The sequence below is a fragment of the Synechococcus sp. Cruz-7E5 genome (genome assembly GCF_024345995.1).
Classification (GTDB): Bacteria; Cyanobacteriota; Cyanobacteriia; order PCC-6307; family Cyanobiaceae; genus Regnicoccus_A.
The window spans coordinates 218,591-234,997 of sequence record NZ_JAGQCE010000002.1; the positions used below are offsets into that span (position 1 = coordinate 218,591).

Genomic DNA, 16,407 nt, shown 5'->3' on the forward strand with positions numbered 1-16,407 from the left:
GCCATGAACGAGGCCGAAACCCGCGCCGAGCTGATTGATCCGCTGCTCGCTGCCGCTGGTTGGGGCGTGGTGGAGGGCAGCCGCATCCGCCGCGAGTTTTCGATCACCCAGGGGCGCCTGCAGGGCGGTGGCCGGCGCGGTAAGTCCCTCAGCGCCGACTACGTGCTGATCCACCGCAACACCAAGCTGGCGGTGGTGGAGGCCAAGGCCGATTCCCTGCCGCTCAGCGAAGGCGTGGGCCAGGCCAAGGAGTATGCCGCCAAGCTCCAGATCCGCTTCACCTACGCCAGCAACGGCAAGGGCGTCTACGCCATCGATCGCGCCACGGGCGAGGAGGGGGAAGTCGATGGCTTCCCCAGCCCCCAGGAGCTGTGGCAGCGCACCTTCGCGGTCGAGAACGCCTGGCGCGATCGCTTCGCCGCCATCCCCTACCCCGACAAGGGCGGCAGCTGGCAGATCCGCTTCTACCAGGAGATCGCCGTCACCCAGGTGCTGGAGGCGATCGCCGCCGGCCGCAACCGCATCCTGCTCACCCTGGCCACCGGCACCGGCAAAACCTCGATCGCCTTCCAGATCCTCTGGAAGCTGTTTGCCGCCCGCTGGAACCTCTCCGGCGCACCCACGCGCCGACCCCGCATCCTGTTTCTGGCCGATCGCAACAACCTCGCCGATCAGGCCTTCAACGACTTCACCGCCTTTGCCGCCTTCGAAGAGAACGCCCTGGCGCGGATCGAACCGGGCGACCTGCGCAAGAGGGGCCGCGTGCCCACCAACGCCAGCGTGTTCCTCACCATCTTCCAGACCTTCATGAGCGGCCCGCCGGTGGACGGCAAGCCCTCCCCCTGGTTCGGCCAGTACCCGCCCGATTTCTTCGACTTCATCGTGATCGACGAATGCCATCGTGGCGGTGCCAACAACGAATCCACCTGGCGCGGCATCCTCGAATACTTCGCCCCCGCCGTGCAGCTGGGCCTCACCGCCACCCCCCGCCGCCAAGGCAACACAGACACCTACGCCTACTTCGGCGAGCCGGTGTACAGCTACTCGCTCAAGGAGGGCATCAACGACGGCTTCCTCACGCCCTTCCGCGTCAAGCAGATCAGCACCACCCTCGATGAATACATCTACACCCCCGACGACACGGTGGTGGAAGGGGAGATCGAGGCCGGCAAGCTCTACAAGGAGGCCGATTTCAACAAGATCATCGAGATCGAGCGGCGCGAGCGGGAACGGGTGCGCATCTTCATGGAGCAGATCGATCAGCGCCAGAAGGCGATCGTGTTCTGCGCCACCCAGGACCACGCCCTGGCGATCCGCGACCTGATCAACCAGCTCAAAAGCAGCACGGATCCCAACTACTGCCAGCGGGTCACTGCCAACGACGGCGAGCTGGGCAACACCTGGCTGCGCGCCTTCCAGGACAACGAAAAGACGATCCCCACCATCCTCACCACCTCTCAGAAGCTCTCCACCGGTGTGGACGCCCGCAATGTGCGCGCCATCGTGCTGCTGCGGCCCGTGAACTCGATGATCGAGTTCAAGCAGATCATCGGCCGCGGCACCCGCCTGTTCGATGGCAAGGACTATTTCACGATCTACGACTTCGTGAAGGCCCATCACCACTTCAGCGATCCGGAGTGGGATGGGGTGGTGGAGCCTGATGTGATTGATCGCCGTTCGCCGTCTCCTGCTGATCCCACTGAGGCCAAGGCGGACGTCAGCGCGGAGACCGAGGAACCCGAGGGGCGCCCGCCCCGCCCCGCCAAGGTCTGCATCAAACTCGGCGATGGCAAGGAGCGCTCGATCCAGCACATGCTGGTCACCTCCTTCTGGCATCCCGATGGCCGGCCGATGAGCTCCCAGCAGTTCATCGAGTGCCTCTATGGCCAGCTGCCGGAATTCGTGAAGGATGAGGCCGAGCTGCGTGAGCTCTGGAGTGCGCCCGACACCCGCCGCCGCCTGCTGCAGGGGCTGGAGGAAAAGGGCTTCGGCGCCGAGCAGCTGGCGGAGATGCAGCGCATCATCGATGCCGAAAACAGCGATCTGTTCGATGTGCTCGCCCACGTGGCCTATGCCCTGCCGCCCATTCCCCGCGAGCAGCGGGCCGGCAACGCCCGCCTCTACATCCACTCCCGTTTCACCAGCAAGCAGCAGGTGTTCCTCAACTTCGTGCTGCAGCACTACGTGAGCACGGGGGTGCAGGAGCTGGCCCAGGAAAAGCTCACGCCATTGCTGCGTCTCCGCTATCAGAACAGCATCGCCGATGCCGTTGCAGATCTCGGCAGGCCAGAAGACATCGGCCAGCTCTTTTCAGGCTTCCAGAGGTATCTTTATGAGGCCACTGCCTGATGCGCCTGACGCGCCAGCCATGGCTTGCTTACACTTACATGTAGACAGAATCGAGCAGAACATGAACAGAATCCTTGTCGTTCTCACGTCACACAACCAGCTTGGAGACACGGGCCGCCCCACGGGGTTCTGGCTGGAAGAACTTGCAGCTCCCTACTACGTGTTCAAAGACGCAGGAGCAGAGCTCACATTGGCTTCCCCCAACGGCGGGCAGCCGCCGCTCGACCCCAAGAGTGACGATCCCGACGCTCAGACCGAAGCGACCCGTCGGTTCAAGGCTGACAGCGCCGCGAATGCTGCTCTTGCCGCCACCGTCAGGCTCGACTCGCTCTCGCCTGGCGACTTTGACGCGGTCTTCTACCCCGGAGGCCACGGTCCGCTCTGGGACCTTGTCGACAGCAAAGTGTCCATTCAGCTGATTGAAGACTTCTGGGCGACAAACAAGATCGTATCCGCCGTCTGCCATGCTCCGATTGCTCTCGTCAATGCAATTGACGAAAACGGTGAGCACATTGTGAAGGGGCGAGAAGTTACTGGCTTCACGAACTCTGAAGAGGAAGCTGTCGGCCTCACCAAGGTTGTTCCTCTCCTCGTTGAGGACACGATGATTGCTCGTGGCGCCAAGTACTCCAAAGCCGACGACTGGCAGCCCTACACATGCCAGGACGGCAATCTCATCACCGGTCAGAACCCGGCCTCGTCAGAGGCGGTGGCAAAACTCGTTCTCACAGCGCTTGAGAAGCGGCGCTGAGCGGATCAGCTGGCCAGCCGCGCCGCAGCCAGGGGATCGGCGCAGCGCTGCTGGTCGAGGTGGCTGATGTGTCGACGTTCGTTGTAGTACAGCTCCTGGAAGCGCAGGGCATCGCCGTTCAGTTCGGCAAACATCAGGTCGATCCGGCTTTCCATGCTCAGGGCGGCGGCGGCGCTGGCTTCCGCCTCGCTTTCTTCCAGCAGCCGGGCGATGCAGCGCTCCAGTGTTTCCAGCCGCTGGGAGCCCCAGGCATCGAGCAGGTGGCGGCAGCGCTTGAGGCTGCGCTGACGTTCCAGCACGGCCGTGGTGCCGCGCAGCTGGAGCAGGGGTTCAGCCAGGGCCATGCGCTGCAGTTCGCTTGGCTCCAGCAGCGGGGTGAGCCGGTTGAGCAGGTCGCTTTCCTCCACCAGCAGGCGGTCGCTCAACAGTCGCGGCAGGTCCAGATCGGCCAGGTCGTCGCCCGGATCACTGCCCCGGTTGATCGCTTCCAGCCGTCCCACGCCCAGGTTGTCCTCCTCCAGGTCGCTGATGCTCGCCCAGAGCAGACGGTGGTGGGCGATGGCGAAATCCTCCAGCTCCCGCTGGCGCAGTTCCCGCCGGATCGCGCCCCGGTGGCGGCCTGCATGCAGGTAAAGCCGCAGCAGCTCCGCTTCGGCGCGCTCACGCAGGCCGATCTCGCCGGGTTGCTCCCAGCGGCTTGCCCTGCCATGCCAGCGCTCGCCCTTCACCTGCTGGCGCAGGTCTTCCTCCAGCTTCTGCGCCAACCGCGCCTGACCGCCACTCAGCCGCTCGGCCACCTGCTGCAGGTAGTGGCTGCGCACAGCGCTCTGGGGCAGCTTGCCCAGCAGTTCCACCAGCGATGCCACCGCCTGCTGGAACTGGTCGGAGCGGGCCAGATCCTTGCCTTCCAGCGCCTGCTCGATCTGCCAGTCGAGCCAGACGGGCGCCTGATCCAGCAGGGCCCGGTACTCCCCGGCGCCGTGCTGCCGCAGGAACTCATCGGGGTCCTTGCCGGCGGGCAGGTGCAGCACCCGCAGCTCCAGCTGGCCCTGCAGCGCCAGCTGCTCCACCTCGCCGATCGCCCGCTGGGCGGCGCGCACGCCCGCACCGTCGGTGTCGAAATTGAGCACCAGGCGGCGGCTGTCGCAGCAGCGGCACAGCTGGGTGATCTGCTGGCTGCTCAGGGCCGTGCCCAGCGACGCCACCGCATTGGTGATGCCGGCGGCATGGAGGGCGATCACATCGAAGTAGCCCTCCACCACCACCGCCCGGTCGTCCTTGCGGATGGCGTTGCTGGCCCGATCCAGGCCGAACAGGTGCTTGCCCTTCTCGAACACCTCCGTTTCCGGGGAGTTGAGGTATTTCGGTTCGCCGCCATCAAGGCTGCGGCCGCCGAAGCCGATCACCCGGCCCTGGCGGTCGCGGATCGGCACCATCACCCGGTGACGAAAGCGGTCGTAGAAGCCATCTCCGCCCTTGCGCGGCACCACCAACCCGGCCGCTTCCAGCAGTTCCGGCGCCAGGTTCTCCACCTGGCCGAGGTGATTGAGCAGTCCATCCCAGCGCTCGGGCGCATAGCCCAGGTCGAAGGCATCGATCGTGCCTTCGCTCAAGCCCCGCTCAGCGGTGAGGTAGGCCAGGGCGCCGGCGCCTTCGGGGCTGCGCAGCTGGCTGCGGAACCAACCCGCCGCCAGGCCCAGGGCGCGCAGCAGCGCCTCGCGGCGGGAGAGCTGCTTGCGCAGCCGCTCCTGCTGGGGCCCATCCACCGTTTCCACCGGCAGCTGGTACTTCCTCGCCAGATCCAGCACCACCTCGCTGAAGCTGGTGCGCTGAAGTTCCATCAGGAACTTGATGGCGTTGCCGCCGGCTCCGCAGGAGAAGCAGTAGTAGAACTGCTTGGCGGGTGACACCGTCATCGACGGCGATTTGTCGTCGTGGAAGGGGCAGATCCCCACGAACTCCCGCCCCTTCTTCTTGAGCACCACGTGCTCGCCCACCACATCAACGATGTCAGCGCGCTCCTTCACCGCTTCGATCGTGCGGGGATGGAGGCGCGCGTGGGGCTGGGACTGGCTCAAGGGCTGGCGCTACCGCTGGGGTCGCTATGGCCGCCATTCTGCCGCACCACACCAGAAGTGGTGCAACTCCGATCAGGTGCAGCCCCCGGCCTGGCGGGCGGGCCTGTGGATGGTCGCCAGTGCCCTGGCCTTCAGCCTGATGGGCGTGTGCGTCAAGGCCCTGGGCGGCCGCCTGCCGGTGGCGGAGGTGGTGCTGGCCCGGTCGGTGGTGAGCCTGCTGATCAGCTGGTGGATGCTGCGGCGTGCCGGTCTCAATCCCTGGGGTCAACGGCGGGGATTGCTGGTGGGGCGCGGCATCCTCGGCACCGCCGGTCTCTACTGCGTCTATCTGGCCCTGATCGGACTGCCGCTGGCGGTGGCCACGGTGCTGCAGTACCTCCACCCCACCTTCACGGCCCTGCTGGCCTGGCCGCTGCTGGCCGAGAGGCCGGGCTGGCGGGTATGGGGCGCTGTGCTGCTCGGCTTTATGGGGGTGGCGGTGCTGGCCGCCCCGGGCGGATTGGGCGCGGCGGCTGGAGCTGGCGCTGGCCTGCCGGCCCTGCCGCTGCTGTTCGCCCTGGCCGGTGCCCTGCTCTCGGCCCTGGCCTACGTGAGTGTGCGCGCCCTTCGCAACAGCGAGCATCCCCTGGTGGTGGTGTTCTATTTCCCGCTGATGGCCCTGCCGCTCAGCCTGCCGCTGGTGCTGCTGCAACCGGTGGCCCCCACGGCCGCTGAGTTCGGCTGGTTGCTGGGGGTGGGGGTCTTCACCCAGCTGGGGCAGATCGCCCTCACCTACGGATTGATGGGAATGGCGGCCGCCCGGGCCACGGCAATCAGCTACGTGCAGGTGCCGCTGGCGGCGCTGTGGGGTGTGTGGTGGTTCGGGGAGTCCGTGCCGGCCCTTGCCGGGCTGTCGGCGCTGCTGGTGCTGCTGGCCACGCTCTTGAGCCTGCGGGCCGGCGTTGCCCCGGCCGTTGCAGGCCCCAGACCCACGCAATAACAATCAGCCGAACATTGAGCCCCGCCGGTTGTTGAGCCGATGTTCAGCTGGCGCGGTCGCCCTTCAGCGGCAGGGGATCCACCAGCCACTCCTGGCTGAGGCTGTCGTCGTCGCCGCCGATCGGGCGGGCCAGCCGCCAGCTCTCGCCCCTCTCTCCCCGCAGCAGGTACAGCTCGAAGGGGCTGTCCACCCGGTAGGGGTCCTCCGCCAGCCGCCAGTCGAACTGGCCGGTGAGGTGCAGGCCCTTGCCCAGGCCGATCGGAATCGCCTCCTGCCGATCGACACGCACCCGGCTGACCTGGGGCCGTCCAGCGCTGCTCTCCAGATCGAGGGCCTCGGCGATCGCCTGCTGGGTGAGCTCGATCTGCAGGCCCAGAGCCTGCAGCAGCACGGCCCGGGGCGGCTGGCCCGCCGCCTGGCAGCCGCCCAGGCCCAGCAGGCCCAGCCCGATCGACACCACCAGCAGCATGGAGAGCAGGGGGCGCTGCCAGGCAGGTTGCGGCCGGCTGATGGTCGCAGACCGGCTGGCGGGGGTTGGCGGACCGGGCAGCATGGGTCGGATCGGTAGTGATCTCCATGATCGGCTGGCTGCAAGGCCATGTGGCGGAGCCGTGGCAGCAGGGCACCCGTTGCGGGCTGCTGCTGGCCTGCGCCGGCGTGGGCTACGAAGTCCAACTGACCCGTCGCCACTGGGAGCTGCTGCCCCCGGCGGGCAGCCCGCTGTGCCTGTACACGCACCAGTCGATCCGTGAGGACGGCTGGACCCTGTTCGGCTTCGGGGCCCGCCACGAGCGGGATCTGTTCCGCCTGCTGGTGGCTGTGAGCGGTGTGGGCCCGCAGATGGCCCTGGCCCTGCTCGGGACCATGCCCTGCGAGGAGCTGGTGCGGGCGATCGTGCAGGCCGACCTGCGCCGCCTCTGCCGGGCGCCTGGGGTGGGCAAGCGCACGGCCGAGCGGCTGGCCGTGGAGCTGCGCGGCAAATTGGCGGAAAGTTTCGGGGCGGCCGCCAGCGGTTTCGACGACGACAGCCTCGATGGCTCGGCTGACGGCTCCAGCGGCGATCCCGGCCCGGCCGCCTCCACCCGGGAGGAGGTGCAGCTCACTCTCACCGCCCTGGGCTACGAGCCCCTGGAGATCAGCCGGGCCCTGCGTGCCCTTGGCCGTGAGGGCATCGAGCCGAGCCTCGATGCCGAGGCCTGGCTGAGTGCCTGCCTGCGCTGGCTCTCGCGTGAGGTGGTCTGAGCTTGGAGGCCAGCACCCCGAGGCGTTAGGTTGTCTGTTTGCACCGTCAGGGCCCGACGCCGGCATGCCGCTCGATACCACCAAGAAGCAGGAACTGATCAATTCCCACCAGACCCACGGCACCGACACTGGTTCGGTCGAGGTTCAGGTGGCGATGCTGAGCGAGCGGGTGACCCAGCTCACCGGCCACCTGCAGAAGAACAAGCACGACTTCTCCTCCCGCCAGGGGCTGCTGAAGATGATCGGTCGCCGCAAGCGGTTGCTCGGTTACCTGCGCGCCGAGAGCGAGGAGCGCTACGGCCAGCTGATCGCCAAGCTCGGCATCCGGGGCTGATCACAGCCATGGCGGCCAAGCGCAAGCCCCTGGCATTCGAGCCTGAGCATTCGCCCAAGGCTGGCGCCAAAGCCAAAGCAAAAGACAAGCCGAAGGCCAGCGACAAGCCAAAGGCCACTGCCAAGCCAAAGCCCGGCTCAAAGCCCAGGGGATCTCAGGTCATTCCAAGGGAGGTGGCCAACCGCATGGCCCGTCGTATCGGTGTGGCCACCGGGGTTCCTTCCGTGCTGGGCATGGGTGTGTTCATCGGCAGCTATCTGCTGGTGAGCCGCGGCATCCTCGATGTTCCCCCCGTGGTCACCCTGGCCTGTTCCGGTGGCCTGTTTCTGCTGGGCGTGCTCGGTCTTACCTACGGCGTGCTCTCCGCCAGCTGGGAGCCGGCGCCAGGCAGCCTGCTTGGCTCCGAGCAGATCGGCGTCAACATCGCCCGCATGAAGGCCTCGATCAGGGCGATCCGTCAGGGCGGCAGCGGCGCCTGACGCTTCAGGCGTTCTGCAGCGCCGAGTGCAGCCTGGCGGTGAAGTCGGCCTCGGTAAGCGTGGTCAGGGCGGCGGCCCCGTCGCGCACGCAGAACTGGTGTCCGAGGCGCACGTAGCGGGCCTGATCGTGGAGCCGCACCTTGGCCACCACCGGCACCCGCACCCCGGCTTCCTCCTGCTCCGGCCGATGCCGCACCAGGCATTCGCGCAGGCGGTGCTGCACCGTGATGTCGCTGGCCTGATCGGCCATCAGCTCCACCAGCAGCACATCGAGATCGTCGATGGCGCGGCAATCATCCAGGATCAGCTGCACCCGGTCGTCGCGCCGGTCCACCGATCCCCAGATCATCAGCCTGGCATCCACCATCAGGTGGTCACTGAGGCGGGCGAAGGCCTTGGGGAACACCACGCACTCGGCGCTGCCGCTGAGGTCTTCGAGCTGCAGCACGGCCATCCGATCGCCCTTGCGCGTGGTCACCTGGCGCACCTCCGGCAGCATGGCCACCACACTCACCCTGGCCTTGTCGGCCTGCTCCTCCAGCCGCCCCAGGCTGATCGGCGAGAGCATCTGGATGGGGCGGGCCAGTTGCCGCAGGGGGTGATCCGAGAGGTAGAAGCCCACCAGTTCCTTTTCCAGGCGCAGCTTTTCCTTGGGCGGATAGTCGGCCACCGGAGCAGCCTTCGGGGCCGTGCTCTGAACGGCAGGGGTTGATCCGGCGGTTTCTGTGGGGGCGGCGAAGAGATCGAAGAGGTTGCCCTGGCCGTTCAGCCGGTCCCTGGCACGGGAGCTGGCCCAGTCGAGCACCAGATCGAGGTCGGCCATCAGCTGGGCGCGGTTGGCGTTGGGCTCCAGCCCATCAAGGGCACCGCAGTGGATCAGCGACTCCAGGGCCCGCCGGTTCATCAGCGTGGTGGGGATCCGGTCACAGAGATCGGCCAGGGAGGCGAAGGCACCGTCCTGGACGCGGGCCTCCAGCAGCTGGCGAATGGCGCCGTCGCCGAGGTTGCGCACGGCTGAAAGTCCGAAGAGAATCTTTTCTCCTTTCGGGGTGAAATCAATGCCGGAGGCATTGAGATCGGGGGGCATCACCTCGATGCCCATCGCCTGGCAGTTGGCGATGTAACGCTGCACCTTCTCCGTACTGCTGGCATTCACCGTCAGCAGGGCGGCCATGTACGCCACCGGGTAATGGGCCTTGAGGTAGGCCGTCTGATACGTCACCGCGCCGTAGGCGGTGGAGTGGCTCTTGTTGAAGCAGTATTCGGCGAACAGCACCATCTGCTCAAACAGTGCTTCGGCCACCGTGGCAGTCACACCCCGCGCCGTGGCACCTTCCACGAACTGGTGGCGATGCTTTTGCATCTCCGACACCTTCTTCTTACCCATCGCCCGCCGCAGCAGATCCGCTTCTCCGAGCGAATAGCCGGCCAGATCCTGCGCGATGCGCATGATCTGTTCCTGGTACACCATGATCCCGTAGGTTTCCTTCAGGATCGGCTCCAGGGCCGGGCAGGCGAAGTCGATCGCTTCGCGGCCATGCTTGCGGTTGATGAATTTCGGGATCAGCCCGGCATCGAGCGGCCCTGGCCGGTAAAGCGCCAGGATCGAGGAGATGTCCTCCAGCGACGAGGGTTTGAGGTCGCGCACGATCTGGCGCATGCCGCTGGATTCCAGCTGAAAGATGCCCTCGAGATCACCGCGGGCCAGCAGCTCGTAGGTGCCTGGATCGTTGGCCGGCAATGTATCGGGGTCGATGCGTTCACCGCTTCCCTGCTCCACCAGATCCACGGTCTTGTCGATCATCGTCAGGTTCTTGAGGCCGAGGAAGTCCATCTTCAGCAGCCCCATCGCCTCCACGTCCTCCATGAAGTACTGGGTGATCACCTGGCCGTCGTTGTTGCGTTGCAGCGGTACCAGTGAATCCAGCGGTTCAGCCGCAATCACCACACCGGCGGCGTGCACACCAAAGGTCTTGTTGGTGCCCTCAATGCGGCGGGCCATGTCGACCCAGCGGCGCACCTGCTCATCATTCTCGTATTTCTCGCGGAATTCAGCTGCCGGCGAATCGGGGCCGATCATCTCCGCCAGCTTGGCGGGCTTGCCCCGCACGACGGGAATCAGCTTGGCCAGGCGGTCGGCATCGCCGTAGGGGATGTCCAGCACGCGGGCCACATCCTTGAGCACCGCCTTGGAGGTCATCCGGTTGAAGGTGATGATCTGCGCCACCTTGTCCTCGCCGTAGCGCTGGGTGACGTACTCGATCACCTCGCCGCGGCGCTCGATGCAGAAATCGGTGTCGATGTCAGGCATCGACTTGCGTTCCGGGTTGAGGAAGCGCTCGAACAGCAGCCCGTGCTCCACCGGATCGAGGGCGGTGATGCCGAGCGCGTAGGCCACCAGGGAGCCGGCAGCCGAGCCCCGGCCAGGCCCCACCGGAATGCCCTGCTCCCGGGCGAAGCGGATGTAGTCCCACACCACCAGGAAGTAGGTGGGGAAGCCCATCTGCTCCATCACCTGCAGCTCGAAGGCCAGCCGCTCGCCATAGAGCGGATCGATCGGATCACTGCTGCCAAGGTGCAGGCGCTGGCGCAGCCCCGCCTCCGACACCTCAGCCAGATAGCTCACGGCCGTGTGCCCATCCGGGATGGGGAAACGGGGCATCTGCTGGCGGCCGAGGATGTCGTAGGCCTCCACCTTCTCGGCCACCGACGCCGTGTTGGCGATCGCTGCGGCCACCACTTCCGGCTCGAGGTGATCGGCGAAGAGGCGGCCCATCTCCGCCTCGCTCTTGATGTATTCGGTGCCGGTGTACCGCAGCCGTTTCTCGTCGGTCACGAGCTTGCCGGTGAGCACGCAGAGCAGGGCGTCATGGGCCTCCACATCGGCGCTGCTGAGGTAGTGGGCATCGTTGGTGGCGATCAGCTCGATGCCCAGCTCCCGGGCGATCCGCACCAGCTCCACGTTCACGATCCGGTCTTCCGGCGAGCCGTGGTCCTGGATCTCCAGGTAGAAGTCGGCGCCGAAACGCTCCTGATACCAGCGGGCCACGTCGCGGGCCACATCGGGGCGGCCCCGCAGGATCGCCTGGGGAATCTCACCGCCCAGACAGGCGGTGGCCAGGATCAGTCCCTCGCGGTGCTGCTCCAGCAGCTGCTTGTCGATGCAGGCCCGCGAGAAGATGCCGCGGCCGCGCATGCCGCGCAGGTGGCTGAGGCTGGTGAGCTTCACCAGATTGCGGTAACCGGTGTCGTTCTTGGCGAGCACCACCAGGTGATATCGCCGCTCGCCCTTGACCCACGGATCGTCGATCGTGCCGTTGATCACGTACATCTCATTGCCGATGATCGGCTTGATGCCGGCTGCGGTGCAGAGCTTCAGCAGCTCGATCGCGCCATACATCACGCCGTGATCGGTGAGTGCCAGGGCCGGCATGCCCAGTGCCACGGCCCGCTTCACCATCTGCGGCAGCTGGCTGGCGCCGTCGAGAAGGCTGTAATCGCTGTGGTTGTGGAGGGGGACGAAGGCCAAAGGCTCAGGCGTCAGACGCCACCACGGGGTGATGCCACGTTACCGGCCACCAGATGTGGTGTCAGCTGGCCGCTGGCTCAGGGCACCAGGGCCGCGGTTGGCCTGGTGTCCATCACCCGGGCGGCCTGCTCGTAGTTGTGGGCCACCTGCAGGAGGAGGGGCTCCTCGAGCACGCCGGTGATCAGCTGCAGACCGATCGGCAGGCCGCTGTCGTCGAAGCCGCAGGGCAGGCTGATCGCCGGCAGGCCGGCCATGTTCGCCGGGATCGTCAGCAGATCGGCCAGGTACATCGCCAGAGGATCCTCGGCGTGGGCGCCGAAGCGGAAGGCGGTGGTGGGGGAGGTCGGCGTGAGCAGCACGTCCACCTTGGTGAAGGCGGCGTCGAAGTCGCGCCGGATCAGGGTGCGCACCTGCTGGGCTTTCTTGTAGTAGGCATCCACATAGCCAGCCGAGAGGGCATAGGTGCCGATCAGGATGCGGCGCTGCACCTCATCACCGAAGCCCTCGGCGCGGCTGCGGGCCGTCATCTCCGCCAGGCTGCCGGCCTGCTCGGAGCGGTAGCCGTATTTCACGCCGTCGTATCGGGCCAGGTTGGCCGACGCCTCCGAGGGGGCGATCACGTAGTACGTGGCGATGCCGTCGTTGAAGCGGGGGCAGCTCACCTCCACCAGCTCGCAGCCCATGGCCTCCAGCTGGGCGGCGGCCGCCAGCACCGAGGCCTTCACCTGGGGATCGAGACCGTCGGCCTCGAAGCATTCCTTCACCAGCCCCACCCGCAGGCCCTTCACAGGCTTCTGGAGCGCAGCGCGGTAGTCGGGAACCGGTGCCTTGAGGCAGGTGCCATCACGGCGGTCCTCACCGGCAATCACCTGCAGCAGCTCGGCGGCATCGGCCACGCTGGTGCTGAATGGCCCCACCTGATCCAGGGAGCTGGCGAAGGCCACCAGGCCCCAGCGGCTCACCCGGCCGTAGGTGGGTTTGAGGCCCACCACACCGCAGAAGGCGGCCGGCTGACGGATCGAGCCGCCGGTGTCGGAGCCCAGCGAGGCGACGCATTCGCCGGCGGCCACGGCCGCGGCACTGCCACCGGAACTGCCGCCCGGCACCCGCTCAGGGTTCCAGGGGTTGCGGCTGGGACCGAAGGCGGAGGTTTCCGTCGAGCTGCCCATGGCGAACTCGTCGAGGTTGGTCTTGCCGATCAGGATTCCGCCGGCCTGCCAGAGCCGCTCGGTGACGGTGGACTCATACGGGGGCACGAAGTGCTCCAGCATCCGGCTGGAGCAGGTGGTGCGGATGCCCTTGGTGCAGAGGTTGTCCTTGATCGCCAGGGGGACGCCGGCCAGGGGCGGCAGGGTGTCGCCAGCCGCCCGGGCTGCATCGATGCGGTCAGCATCAGCGCGGGCCCGCTCCGCGGTCACTTCCAGGAAGGAATGCAGCTCTGCGTCGACGGCCTCGATCCGGGCCAGATGCTGGTCGGTGAGCTCCCGGGCCGACACCTCGCCACGCACCAGTTGCCCACGCCACTCGGCGATCCCCATCAGCCCTTGCCTTGCATCGAGCGACGCTATCAGCCAGGGTCCAGGTCTTCGGTGAGGGGTTCGCCGCGGCGGACCTGCAGCAGTTGGTGCTCCATCGAGCCCGGTTGCTCATTGCTCACATCGCCCAGAAAAACAGGAAGCTTCGCCTCCAGATCCTCCCGGCGCACGAACGGCCCGAACCAGTAGACGACGTGCGGTGCCTGGGTTTCCACCCGTGCCCACCAGGCCACCCCAAGACCGTTGGCCATGCCTCTGAGCAGCCGAATCAAGGGGTTCATCGAACCGTGGCGAACCGCACCATTGTGCCGATCGAAGGGCCCCGTTCCCGTATCGAATCCGGCGCATGCAGGGGCCGATGCATCACAGGCGGATGTCCCCCTGGAACGGCGAGCCAGGGGCGGGGGTGAAGCCCAGCTCGATCGCCTCCGGGAGGGACACCCGCAGGTCCAGCTCAGGTGCGGGTTCCTCTGCAGCAGCCTCCGGACTCTCGTCCTGGATCACGTCCTCGGTTAGCTCCTGAATCAAGCCTTCGGTTGCTTCCTGGAGCACTTGTTGTATCTCCGCCTGAATCTCCTGACCAGTCACGTCCTCGACGACATCCTTGGTTACCTCCTCGGTCTCGCCCACGCTGCTCGCATCCGGAGCTGGATTGAAGGAGTCGTCGGGCTCCGCGGTTGGCTGGAAAGAAGCGTCGGCCTGAGGGGTTGGCTCAAACGCAGTGTCGGCCTCTGCGGTTGGAACGATCTGAGCTTCTGGTTCCGGATCTGGGCTTGTGGTGGAGGGTGCTGGTTCGATCGAGGCATCGGTTGTGGTGCCTGATTCGCTGTCGCTCAGGGCGGCCTCCAGCTCCTGAGATGTTTCCAGGGCCGGGCTGCTGCTGGCGGCTGCGGTGGTGGGCACCTGGGGCCGCACCAGCCGCGGAGCCGGGGCGTTGCCGCGGATGGTCTTCATCCAGCCCCGTCGGGCGATTTCGTAGAGCAGCAGCGCGGTGGCTACCGAGGCATTCAGGCTGGGGGTGGCGCCGCGCAGGGGGATGCGGATCAGCTGATCGCAGTGTTTGCGGGTGAGCATCGAGAGGCCATCGGCCTCCGAGCCGGTGACCACCACCAGGGGGCCATCGAGATCCGCTTCGATCAGGCTCACATTGCCTTCCTCGGCCAGACCCACCACGCGGTAGCCCGCGTCCTTGAGCTGCTCGATCGAGCGGTTGAGATTCACTACCCGGGCCACGGGCAGGTGCTCAAGGGCGCCTGCCGCCACCTTGGCCACCGAGCCTGTGAGGCCCGCGTTGCGCCGCTGGGGCAGCACCAAGCCATGGGCACCAAGGGCCTCGGCGCTGCGCACGATTGCCCCCAGGTTGTGGGGATCGGTGAGGCCGTCCACCGCCATCAGCAGCGGCGCTTCGCCGATGGCGCTGCAGCCGTCGATCAGGCTGGCCAGATCCAGGGTTTCTGCCGCCGCGGCCTGCAGCACGATCCCCTGGTGGACGGCGCCGCCGCTGATCTGTCCCAGGCGCGCCCAGGTGACTTCCTCCACCAGCACGCCACTGGCCTTGGCATCGCGCAGCAGTTGCAGGAAGCGTGGAGCGAAGCGCAGCTCCGGGGTACACCAGATGCGGTGGATCGGACGATCACCCTCCAGGGCGGCCTGGGTGGAGTGGCGGCCCCAGATCAGGTCGTCGGCGGGCTCGGCGCCGAACCGCTCGGAGCTGCCGCTGCTCTCGGGTCCTGGCGCCTCCGGTTCGCTGAAGCGGGCCGTGCGGGCTGGGGGTCGCCCCGGCTGAAAGCGGGGCCTGTCCCCATCTGGTCGGCTGAAGCGCGGTGCTCCGAAGCTGGGGCGACGGCCTTCAGGGCGGCCCTCTGGACGACCCTCCGGGCGCCCTTCAGGACGGCCCGAGGGCGATGGGCGGCGCTCGGGTTTGCCTTCGTAGCGACCCTCAGGCCGCCGTCCTGCTCCCGGGCGCTGGTCGTCGAAGCGCCGTGCCGCGGGGCGGGTGCCGATCACGCGAGTGGGACGGCCGGATGGACGTGCTTCCCCCTGGGGGCGCTGGAAACTCTCACGCCGTGGGGCGTCCGGCCGGTAGCCGCCACGGCTGTCCTGGGGCTGCCCCGCACGCCCGTCACGGCTGTCGCGCTCGGAGCTGCCACCGGAGCCTCCCCCGGAGCCGCTGCCGGCGTTACCGCGCCATTCGGGGCGGGGACTGCCGAAGCGGGAGGGTTTGCCTCCCCTGGCTCCGCCGGAAGGGCGATCACCGGAGCCGGCACCCTTTGGCCTGCGGCCCTCAAAACGTTGGCTCATGGGTCGCTCGGCAAAGGGTCAGAAAGGTCGGTCTCGTCCAGATGATCCAGAAGCTGGGCAAGCCGCTCGGGATTCCGCAAAAAGAGCCAGCCCACCATTGTCTCAAATCCCGTGGCCCGGCCGTAGCTGGCCGGATCACCGCCGCGAGGGCCGCGGCCGGCCCGGTTGCGGCCGCGGCGTACCAGTTCCCGTTCCCGTTCATCCAGCAGCGGCTCCAGCCGCTCCAGTGCGCGGGCCTGGGCGCGGGCCCGCACCTGGGCCACCACCGCCTGGTGCAGCTCATCGGGGCGCCCCGCCTGGTGGCAGTGGCGCAGGCGCTGGTGCAGCTCCCACACCGCATCCCCCAGCCAGGCGAGCTGGAGGGCACCGAGGCGCTCGGGCTGGAGCTGATGCCGGGGATCGGGTTGGATCTGGCGCAGCCAGGCCCGGCCTTCGGGGTCAGGGTTTGGCAAGGGCGGCCAGGGCCGTCTCCAGATCGGGTTGGAGGTGCAGGAACTGCTCCAACCGCACCAGTTTCACCGTCTGGATCACCCGGGCATTGCCCACCATCACAAAGGCGACCTTGGCATCGGCGCACTGCTTGGCCAGTTGGACCAGCACACCCAGTCCGGAGGAATCGATGAAATCGATGTGGGTGAGATCCAGCAGCACCGCCCGCTGATCGCTGCCGCGGTGTTCGGTGATGAACTCGCGGAACTGCTTGTCGGAGTAGGCGTCGAGTTGGCCGGTGAAGCTGAACAGCAGACAATTCTCCCGTCGCTCGAAGCCGCCCCGCAGGGATACGGTCAACCGTTGCAGTTCAGGAATCGTTCCAGCCCTCGCGGGAATCA

The 16,407-nt window shown here is 67.1% G+C and carries 14 protein-coding genes; 6 read left to right on the forward strand and 8 right to left on the reverse strand.

Features of this window, described 5'->3' with window-relative positions; translation table 11 throughout:
- Window positions 1–3: 3 nt before the first annotated feature.
- Both hsdR and KBY77_RS03860 read left to right on the forward strand, forming a co-directional pair.
- Window positions 4–2,349 carry an EcoAI/FtnUII family type I restriction enzme subunit R gene (gene hsdR, locus KBY77_RS03855; RefSeq protein WP_255102263.1) on the forward strand — a complete coding sequence of 782 codons (2,346 nt, stop codon included), beginning with the start codon at window positions 4–6 and terminating at the stop codon, window positions 2,347–2,349.
- A gap of 61 nt (window positions 2,350–2,410) precedes the next feature.
- Complete coding sequence (locus KBY77_RS03860; RefSeq protein ID WP_255102264.1) at window positions 2,411–3,100, forward strand: type 1 glutamine amidotransferase domain-containing protein; 690 nt, start codon at window positions 2,411–2,413, stop codon at window positions 3,098–3,100.
- Between the two features lie 5 nt (window positions 3,101–3,105).
- Here KBY77_RS03860 and dnaG read toward each other — a convergent pair whose 3' ends face one another.
- Window positions 3,106–5,178 carry a DNA primase gene (gene dnaG, locus KBY77_RS03865; protein ID WP_255102265.1) on the reverse strand — a complete coding sequence of 691 codons (2,073 nt, stop codon included), beginning with the start codon at window positions 5,176–5,178 and terminating at the stop codon, window positions 3,106–3,108.
- Here dnaG and KBY77_RS03870 point away from each other — a divergent pair.
- The gene (locus KBY77_RS03870) at window positions 5,108–6,157 is read left to right on the forward strand and encodes a DMT family transporter (RefSeq protein WP_399212169.1); all 1,050 of its coding nucleotides are present in this window, start codon (window positions 5,108–5,110) and stop codon (window positions 6,155–6,157) included. The two genes, dnaG and KBY77_RS03870, sit on opposite strands and share 71 nt — an antisense overlap.
- A 43-nt stretch (window positions 6,158–6,200) precedes the next feature.
- On the opposite strand, the gene KBY77_RS03875 is transcribed toward KBY77_RS03870, so the two are convergent.
- The gene (locus KBY77_RS03875; RefSeq protein ID WP_255102266.1) at window positions 6,201–6,710 is read right to left on the reverse strand and encodes a hypothetical protein; all 510 of its coding nucleotides are present in this window, start codon (window positions 6,708–6,710) and stop codon (window positions 6,201–6,203) included.
- Between the two features lie 23 nt (window positions 6,711–6,733).
- On the opposite strand from KBY77_RS03875, the gene ruvA reads away from it, so the two are divergent.
- The 3 genes from ruvA (at window position 6,734) to KBY77_RS03890 (ending at window position 8,212) form a co-directional block, all read left to right on the forward strand.
- On the forward strand, window positions 6,734–7,399 hold the full coding sequence (ruvA, locus tag KBY77_RS03880; RefSeq protein WP_255102267.1) for a Holliday junction branch migration protein RuvA: 666 nt from the start codon (window positions 6,734–6,736) through the stop codon (window positions 7,397–7,399).
- A 64-nt stretch (window positions 7,400–7,463) separates the two neighbouring features.
- Complete coding sequence (gene rpsO, locus KBY77_RS03885; protein WP_094555672.1) at window positions 7,464–7,733, forward strand: 30S ribosomal protein S15; 270 nt, start codon at window positions 7,464–7,466, stop codon at window positions 7,731–7,733.
- Window positions 7,734–7,741: 8 nt separating this feature from the next.
- Entirely contained in the window at window positions 7,742–8,212 is a 471-nt protein-coding gene (locus KBY77_RS03890) for a PAM68 family protein (RefSeq protein WP_255102268.1), read from the forward strand.
- A 4-nt stretch (window positions 8,213–8,216) separates the two neighbouring features.
- Here the strand turns inward: KBY77_RS03890 and KBY77_RS03895 are convergent, their stop codons facing one another.
- From KBY77_RS03895 to KBY77_RS03920, 6 genes are all read right to left on the reverse strand, one after another.
- Window positions 8,217–11,741, reverse strand: a complete 3,525-nt coding sequence (locus KBY77_RS03895) for a DNA polymerase III subunit alpha (RefSeq protein ID WP_255102269.1) — start codon at window positions 11,739–11,741, stop codon at window positions 8,217–8,219.
- A gap of 77 nt (window positions 11,742–11,818) precedes the next feature.
- Window positions 11,819–13,279 (reverse strand): Asp-tRNA(Asn)/Glu-tRNA(Gln) amidotransferase subunit GatA, encoded by a 1,461-nt coding sequence (gatA, locus tag KBY77_RS03900; protein ID WP_255102270.1) that lies wholly within the window; start codon window positions 13,277–13,279, stop codon window positions 11,819–11,821.
- 29 nt (window positions 13,280–13,308) lie between these two features.
- Window positions 13,309–13,527, reverse strand: a complete 219-nt coding sequence (locus KBY77_RS03905; protein WP_399212174.1) for a DUF1816 domain-containing protein — start codon at window positions 13,525–13,527, stop codon at window positions 13,309–13,311.
- A 112-nt stretch (window positions 13,528–13,639) separates the two neighbouring features.
- Complete coding sequence (rlmB, locus tag KBY77_RS03910) at window positions 13,640–15,577, reverse strand: 23S rRNA (guanosine(2251)-2'-O)-methyltransferase RlmB (protein WP_255102272.1); 1,938 nt, start codon at window positions 15,575–15,577, stop codon at window positions 13,640–13,642.
- Window positions 15,574–15,996 (reverse strand): ribonuclease III domain-containing protein, encoded by a 423-nt coding sequence (locus KBY77_RS03915; protein WP_255102460.1) that lies wholly within the window; start codon window positions 15,994–15,996, stop codon window positions 15,574–15,576. The genes rlmB and KBY77_RS03915 overlap by 4 nt, the downstream gene beginning before the upstream one ends.
- A 19-nt stretch (window positions 15,997–16,015) precedes the next feature.
- Window positions 16,016–16,366, reverse strand: coding sequence for an STAS domain-containing protein (locus tag KBY77_RS03920; protein WP_255094463.1), 351 nt, complete (start codon window positions 16,364–16,366; stop codon window positions 16,016–16,018).
- Window positions 16,367–16,407: the final 41 nt, after the last annotated feature.

Coding starts and splice junctions, on each gene's coding strand:
- hsdR (WP_255102263.1), top strand. CDS start 4: ATGAACGAGGCCGAAACCCGCGCCGAGCTGATTGATCCGCTGCTCGCT.
- KBY77_RS03860 (WP_255102264.1), top strand. CDS start 2,411: ATGAACAGAATCCTTGTCGTTCTCACGTCACACAACCAGCTTGGAGAC.
- KBY77_RS03870 (WP_399212169.1), top strand. CDS start 5,108: ATGTCAGCGCGCTCCTTCACCGCTTCGATCGTGCGGGGATGGAGGCGC.
- KBY77_RS03875 (WP_255102266.1), bottom strand. CDS start 6,710: ATGCTGCCCGGTCCGCCAACCCCCGCCAGCCGGTCTGCGACCATCAGC.
- ruvA (WP_255102267.1), top strand. CDS start 6,734: ATGATCGGCTGGCTGCAAGGCCATGTGGCGGAGCCGTGGCAGCAGGGC.
- rpsO (WP_094555672.1), top strand. CDS start 7,464: ATGCCGCTCGATACCACCAAGAAGCAGGAACTGATCAATTCCCACCAG.
- KBY77_RS03890 (WP_255102268.1), top strand. CDS start 7,742: ATGGCGGCCAAGCGCAAGCCCCTGGCATTCGAGCCTGAGCATTCGCCC.
- gatA (WP_255102270.1), bottom strand. CDS start 13,279: ATGGGGATCGCCGAGTGGCGTGGGCAACTGGTGCGTGGCGAGGTGTCG.
- KBY77_RS03905 (WP_399212174.1), bottom strand. CDS start 13,527: ATGGCCAACGGTCTTGGGGTGGCCTGGTGGGCACGGGTGGAAACCCAG.
- rlmB (WP_255102272.1), bottom strand. CDS start 15,577: ATGAGCCAACGTTTTGAGGGCCGCAGGCCAAAGGGTGCCGGCTCCGGT.